Below are 252 nucleotides of genomic sequence, written 5' to 3' on the forward strand. Positions count from 1 at the left end.
TCGACGCGACGGAAATTGCGCGGGCCGCTTCGCTTCATCCGAAATATGCGATGAACCTGTTTCGCAAATCCACCGGCATGACGCTCATCAAATATCTGACCCTGCTCCGGCTCTCCCGCGCGCAAGCGATGCTGATGAACGGCAAGGACAATATTCTGCAAATCGCCATGGAAAGCGGCTTCGGCTCCGTCAGCGCCTTCAACAAGGCGTTTCGCCAGATCGCCGGCATGTCGCCTTCCGATTTCCGCCGCG

Annotated in this window: 1 protein-coding gene; it reads left to right on the forward strand. The window is 58.3% G+C overall.

The features are described from left to right. Positions 1 to 252 (forward strand): helix-turn-helix transcriptional regulator (locus SB816_RS33580; RefSeq protein WP_410548450.1); only part of this gene is annotated, 252 nt, incomplete at both ends.

The organism is Achromobacter sp. SIMBA_011 (genome assembly GCF_046535435.1).
GTDB lineage: Bacteria > Pseudomonadota > Gammaproteobacteria > Burkholderiales > Burkholderiaceae_B > Achromobacter > Achromobacter dolens.